The sequence below is a fragment of the Pseudomonas sp. NBRC 111133 genome (genome assembly GCF_001320605.1).
GTDB classification, from domain to species: domain Bacteria; phylum Pseudomonadota; class Gammaproteobacteria; order Pseudomonadales; family Pseudomonadaceae; genus Aquipseudomonas; species Aquipseudomonas monteilii.
Window position 1 is genome coordinate 1 of the sequence record NZ_BCBJ01000154.1, and the last position, 5600, is coordinate 5600.

Annotated in this window: 6 protein-coding genes and 1 pseudogene; 2 read left to right on the top strand and 5 right to left on the bottom strand. The window is 60.5% G+C overall.

The genetic code is table 11. The features are described 5' to 3' along the window. Positions 1-177 precede the first annotated feature (177 nt). The 5 genes and pseudogenes from APH36_RS29265 to APH36_RS29285 form a co-directional block, all read right to left on the bottom strand. Positions 178-558 (bottom strand): hypothetical protein, encoded by a 381-nt coding sequence (locus tag APH36_RS29265; RefSeq protein WP_001054412.1) that lies wholly within the window; start codon positions 556-558, stop codon positions 178-180. Next, positions 555-881, bottom strand: coding sequence for a hypothetical protein (locus tag APH36_RS29270; protein ID WP_000091614.1), 327 nt, complete (start codon positions 879-881; stop codon positions 555-557). Before APH36_RS29270 ends, APH36_RS29265 begins: the two co-directional genes overlap by 4 nt. A gap of 23 nt (positions 882-904) precedes the next feature. Next, positions 905-1239: pseudogene (locus APH36_RS29275) on the bottom strand (transposase). A gap of 14 nt (positions 1240-1253) precedes the next feature. After that, positions 1254-1589, bottom strand: coding sequence for a helix-turn-helix domain-containing protein (locus APH36_RS29280; RefSeq protein ID WP_054903639.1), 336 nt, complete (start codon positions 1587-1589; stop codon positions 1254-1256). Then, positions 1570-1947 carry a type II toxin-antitoxin system RelE/ParE family toxin gene (locus APH36_RS29285; RefSeq protein ID WP_003151133.1) on the bottom strand — a complete coding sequence of 126 codons (378 nt, stop codon included), beginning with the start codon at positions 1945-1947 and terminating at the stop codon, positions 1570-1572. Before APH36_RS29285 ends, APH36_RS29280 begins: the two co-directional genes overlap by 20 nt. 191 nt (positions 1948-2138) lie before the next feature. Here APH36_RS29285 and APH36_RS29290 point away from each other — a divergent pair, with 191 nt between their 5' ends. Together APH36_RS29290 and APH36_RS29295 are read left to right on the top strand one after the other, a co-directional pair. Beyond that, positions 2139-2741: a recombinase family protein gene (locus tag APH36_RS29290; RefSeq protein WP_010465829.1), complete on the top strand. Its 603-nt coding sequence runs from the start codon at positions 2139-2141 to the stop codon at positions 2739-2741. Further along, on the top strand, positions 2725-5600 hold a 2876-nt coding region (locus APH36_RS29295; RefSeq protein ID WP_060501689.1), incomplete at its 3' end, for a Tn3 family transposase. The genes APH36_RS29290 and APH36_RS29295, both read left to right, overlap by 17 nt.

The following is a 5600-nucleotide window of genomic DNA, read 5'->3' on the forward strand; positions in this document are numbered from 1 at the left end:
GGCGAGCTTGTGGATGTACATGCCGAGACGAAGCTCGGATACGGGAATGCGTTTTACCAACTTATTTTCCTTTCTGAGTTGGGTGGTTAGGCGTGCGCCGAGGCTGGCACCCAGCGGTAGAGCGGAGGTAAGGTCACGCCAAGATTCTTGGATCAGCCGGAACCGCCGAAATTTCCGTCAGCCGATCAACATGGCTTTGTCTCGCGCTCGGTCGATGCGTTCCTGCATCGCCTGCATGACTTCTTCGTGGGTGTACGACTTGGCGTTGGGGTCGTCGGCCTCTCGGAGAGCTTCCTCGACCTCGCGGGTCATCCGCGCATATTCTTCCGGCCACAGCGCTTGCTCCATGCGCAGCGACGCCTGCCCAAGCAGGTGCAGCAGGCCGAACAGCCGCATGTCATTGGTGGCGACGACGTGCTCTCGAATCCGCTCCTGGATCACCTCGCAGGCCCGATGCGCCTCTGGCGTCGCCGTGCCCTCGTAGCCGGCTGGGAGTTCTGCTTCTTCAGCGATTCGCGCCCAAGCGATAGCCAGCGCCTCGATGGTGGACAGGTTCATTTGCTCATCCACTTGCGCAGCAGACGCTTTTTCAGGGAGGCGCGCTCTTGCGGATTGCGTCCCTTGTGGTTGGCAATGCGATCCGCCGTGGCGGCCTGGCGCTTGATGGGCCAGTAGGAGCGGCCATCCTTACCCATCGACCAGACGTTGCTGACCTGGTTTTCCAGTAGAGGCAGATGGGCGCATAGAGCTTCCGGCGACGCGCTGGCCAGCGCGGTGCGCTCGTGGGTTCGCCAGCGCTGATGCCAGAGTTTCTTGTCCTCGCGCTCGCTACGGCAGGTCGTGTGCCCAACGATGGGCGTTTTGCGGCGGCTGCGGCTCATGATGTGGTTGTCTCCAAGAACATTCAGGACAGGCTTTCTGGGTAGAGCGCCGTCACCGGGACAGGGTTTCTTGCACTTGTTCCAGCGAGGTCATCAGATGATCAACCTGATCCTGAAGATCCACGGCGAGATCAAATAGCTCAGCCACTCGGCTGCGTGATCCCTCGTTGAACGCGGCCATTGCCAGTTGATGCAGCTTCAACAGGTCGGTGCGCAGTTGCGGAGGTGCGCCGTCTGCGCTGTCATTCAAATCGCCGCGCAGCACGTCCACGGCATCGACTGCACGCAGCAGTGCCGTGGTATCGAAATTCTCGGGAGTCAGTTCGTCCCATTCGTCGTCGGTGATGCGGGCTGCCATCAGGAGAGCTCCGATTAAGCGGTTGCGAGCGTTAGATGCCCGATCGGCCCGGCTGCTGGCCGTACCTTGATTTCGATGTCGTAGCCGAGGCGATTCAGACAATCCATCAGCTTGCGTTCGGATAGATTGGTGAAGTCGCCGCGCATCATGCCCGACACCTTCGGTTGCGGGATGCCCATGCGTTTGGCCGCCGCTTGTTGAGTCAGCCCAAGGGCGCGCATGGCCCTCCTGATCTCGACCACCAGGCCGGTCTTGATCTTGAGCTTTTCAGCGTCAGGCAGTCCAAGGTCGGCAAAGACGTTGCCCGAGCTGCGCTGAACCTCGACGCCTTCAATGATTCGTTTTTGCATTTCGTAGCTCCTGTGCCAATACCTCGGCCACCTTCAGCCGAGCGCGGATGATGTCCATGTCGGCCTTTGGCGTGGCGATTCCGCTCTTGCTCTTCTTCTGGAAGCAGTGCAGGACGAACACCGCTTCCGCAAACTTGACCGTGTATACCGCTCGATAGGTGCCGCCGGCATCGTCTTCGACGACCTCCAGCACGCCGGCACCACCGAACCCCTTGAGCACCTTTGCTGCGTCATCCTGATCGCCTATCTGCGCCAACGAGAGCGCGTAACCGAAACGGCGACGCACGTCGGACGGCAACGCCATCAAATCCTTGTGGCTGCTCGCGATCCATTCGAGCGGTTTTTCTTTGTTTGTCATGACGGAATTTTATACCTGTTCAGGTAATGATGTAAACGCGGCAACCTCAAGGAGGTGTCGTAAAACATTTGTTTTGCGACAGGCTGTCAGCCGCCGCTGTGCTACCTGTGCAACACCCCCTCAAAAATGTACGGAAAACTCTATCGCTATTCACTATTATGCGGAAACCTGTTTTTGATGGTTATCCGCCTATGTTGGTTGGCTACATGCGCGTGTCGTCGGACTCCGACCGCCAGAGCACGGACTTGCAGCGCGACGCGCTGCTCGCCGCCGGCGTCGATCCGCGTCACCTGTTTGAGGATCGTGCCTCTGGCGCGAAGGATGACCGTGCCGGCTTGGCGCGGGCGCTTGAGTTCGTTCGAGCCGGCGATGTGCTGGTGGTGTGGAAACTCGACCGGCTCGGTCGCTCGCTGTCGCACCTGCTCGCCATTGTGACTTCGCTCAAGGACAAGCGGGTGGCGTTCCGCTCGCTGACAGAGAACCTGGACACTACGACGCCCTCGGGCGAATTCCTGTTCCAGGTGTTCGGTGCGCTCGCGCAGTACGAGCGCGCCTTGATTCAGGAGCGCGTCGTCGCGGGCTTGGCCGCCGCACGCAAACGCGGCCGGATCGGCGGCCGGCCGCAGGCGATCACTGGTGAGAAGCTGGACGCCATCGTCGCCGCGCTCGATGGCGGCATGTCTAAGGCGGCGGTGTGCCGCAACTTCAATGTCAAGCGCACTACGTTGATCGAAACATTGACGCGAGCAGGTTGGCGTGGTGCGGGAAGGACGGTCGATGAGCAACAAGAATAAGCTACTCACCGTCTTTTCTGACGCAGAGCAGGAAGCCTTGTACGGCCTACCGGACTTCGACGATGCTCAGCGGCTGGAATACCTGGCGTTGGCCGAATCTGAACTGGCGTTCGCCAGCAGCCGGCCTAGCCTGCAGGCCCAAGTCTATTGCGTCTTGCAGATCGGCTACTTCAAGGCCAAGCATGCTTTCTTCCGCTTCGATTGGCATGAGGTCGAGGACGATTGCGCCTTCGTGCTGAGTCGCTATTTCCACGGCGAAGCGTTCGAACGCAAGGCGATCACCAAGCATGAGCACTACAGCCAGAGGGGTCAGATCGCCGAACTGTTCGGCTACCGGTCGTGGGCGGCTAGCTTCCTGCCGCAACTGGCACAGCAGGCTGAACAGATCGTGCGGCGCGACGTAATGCCAGGATTCGTGGCCGCCGAACTGATCGTTTGGCTCAGCGAGCACAAAATCATCCGGCCCGGCCACACCACCTTACAAGAGCTGGTCAGTGAAGCCCTGTCCACCGAACGCAGGCGCTTGGGCGGCTTGCTGGCAGAAGTGTTGGACGAATCGGCCAAAGCTGCGCTGGGCCAGCTCCTGGTGCGTGACGACACCCTGTCTCAACTGGCAGCGCTCAAGCAGGACGCTAAAGATTTCGGCTGGCGTCAGATGGCAGGGGAGCGCGAGAAGCGCGCCACGCTGAAGTCCTTGCACGGGATCGCCAAGGCGCTGCTGCCCAAGCTCGGCATCTCGCAGCAGAACCTGCTGTACTACGCGAGCCTGGCGAACTTCTATACCGTCCATGACCTGCGCCACCTGAAGGCGGAGCAGACCCGGCTCTACCTGCTGTGCTATGCCTGGGTACGTTACCGGCAGCTCACCGACAACCTGGTCGACGCGATGGCCTTCCACATGAAAAAACTTGAGGACGAGAGCCGCACGGGTGCGAAACAGTCCTTTGTCGCCGAACAGCTGCGACGCCATCAGGAAACGCCGCAGGTTGGCCGCCTGCTGTCGCTGTACGTGGACGACAGCGTGGCCGATCCGACGCCGTTCGGCGAGGTGCGCCAACGCGCCTACAAAATCATGTCCAGGGAATTGCTGCAAAACACGGCGCAGCGCATGAGCGTCAAGCCACTGAACAAACTGGCGCTGCACTGGCAGGCGGTGGACGGCCTGGCCGAACGCATTCGACGCCATCTACGGCCGCTGTACGTCGCGCTCGACTTCGCCGGCACGGCCCCCGATAACCCATGGCTCGCGGCGCTGACTTGGGCCAAGAGCGTGTTCGCCAAGCAGCAGCGCCTATCACAACGGCCACTCGACGAATGTCCGGCGGCAACGCTGCCGAAACGCTTGCGTCCGTACCTGCTGATGTTCGATGCCGAAGGCACGCCGACAGGCCTGCATGCCGATCGTTACGAATTCTGGCTTTACCGTCAGGTCAGGAAACGCTTCCAGGCGGGCGAGCTCTACATTGACGATAGCTTGCAGCACCGGCATTTGTCCGACGAGTTGGTTTCGATGGACGAGAAAGCCGCCGTGCTCGCGCAGATGGACATCCCCTTCCTGCGGCAGCCGGTCAGTGCCCAGCTCGATGCACTGGCGACCGAGTTGCGTGCGCAATGGGTGGCGTTCAATCGCGAGCTGAAACAGGGCAAGCTGACGCACCTGGAATACGACAAGGACACGCAGAGACTGACCTGGCGCAAGCCCAAGGGGGAGAACCAGAAGGCGCGCGAGCAAGCTCTCTACGAGCAACTGCCATACTGCGATGTCGCCGACGTGTTTCGCTTCGTCAACGGCCAGTGCCAGTTCCTGTCGGCGCTGACACCATTGCAGCCACGCTATGCGAAGAAGGTAGCCGACGCCGACAGTCTGATGGCGGTGATCATTGCCCAAGCCATGAACCACGGCAACCAGGTTATGGCACGTACCAGCGACATCCCGTACCACGTCCTGGAGAGTACCTACCAGCAGTACCTGCGCCAGGCGACGCTACATGTGGCCAACGATTGCATCAGCAACGCCATCGCCGCACTGCCGATCTTCCCGCATTACTCGTTCGACCTCGATTCGTTGTACGGTGCCGTTGATGGGCAGAAATTCGGCGTCGAGCGACCAACTGTGAAGGCGCGCTACTCGCGCAAATATTTCGGCCGCGGCAAGGGCGTCGTCGCCTACACGCTGCTGTGCAATCACGTGCCGTTGAACGGCTACCTGATAGGCGCACACGAGTACGAGGCTCACCACGTGTTCGACATCTGGTACCGCAACACGTCGGACATCGTGCCGAGCGCGATCACCGGCGACATGCACAGCATCAACAAGGCCAACTTCGCCATCCTGCACTGGTTCGGACTTCGTTTCGAGCCGCGCTTCACCGACCTCGACGACCAGTTGCAGGAGCTGTATTGCGCCGATGATCTGGCATTGTACGAGAAATGCCTGATCCGGCCGGCTGGCCAGATCGACCGGCAACTCATCGTCGGTGAGAAGGCGAACATCGACCGAATCGTCGCCACACTGGGCCTGAAGGAAATGACGCAGGGCACGCTGATCCGCAAGCTGTGCACCTATACGGCGCCGAACCCGACGCGGCGCGCAATCTTCGAGTTCGACAAGCTCATCCGCAGTATCTACACACTGCGCTACCTGCGCGACCCGCAACTGGAGCGTAATGTTCACCGCTCGCAGAACCGCATTGAGTCCTATCACCAGCTACGCTCGACCATCGCCCAAGTCGGTGGGAAGAAGGAATTGACCGGCCGCACCGACATCGAAATCGAGATCAGCAACCAGTGCGCCAGGCTGATCGGCAACGCGATCATCTTCTACAACTCGGCGATCCTGTCCCTGCTGCTGACGAAGTA

Bases quoted from the DNA above. Each gene is read 5' to 3' on its own strand.
- APH36_RS29280 (WP_054903639.1), bottom strand. From the start codon at position 1,589: ATGCAAAAACGAATCATTGAAGGCGTCGAGGTTCAGCGCAGCTCGGGC.
- APH36_RS29265 (WP_001054412.1), bottom strand. From the start codon at position 558: ATGAACCTGTCCACCATCGAGGCGCTGGCTATCGCTTGGGCGCGAATC.
- APH36_RS29290 (WP_010465829.1), top strand. From the start codon at position 2,139: ATGTTGGTTGGCTACATGCGCGTGTCGTCGGACTCCGACCGCCAGAGC.
- APH36_RS29270 (WP_000091614.1), bottom strand. From the start codon at position 881: ATGAGCCGCAGCCGCCGCAAAACGCCCATCGTTGGGCACACGACCTGC.
- APH36_RS29285 (WP_003151133.1), bottom strand. From the start codon at position 1,947: ATGACAAACAAAGAAAAACCGCTCGAATGGATCGCGAGCAGCCACAAG.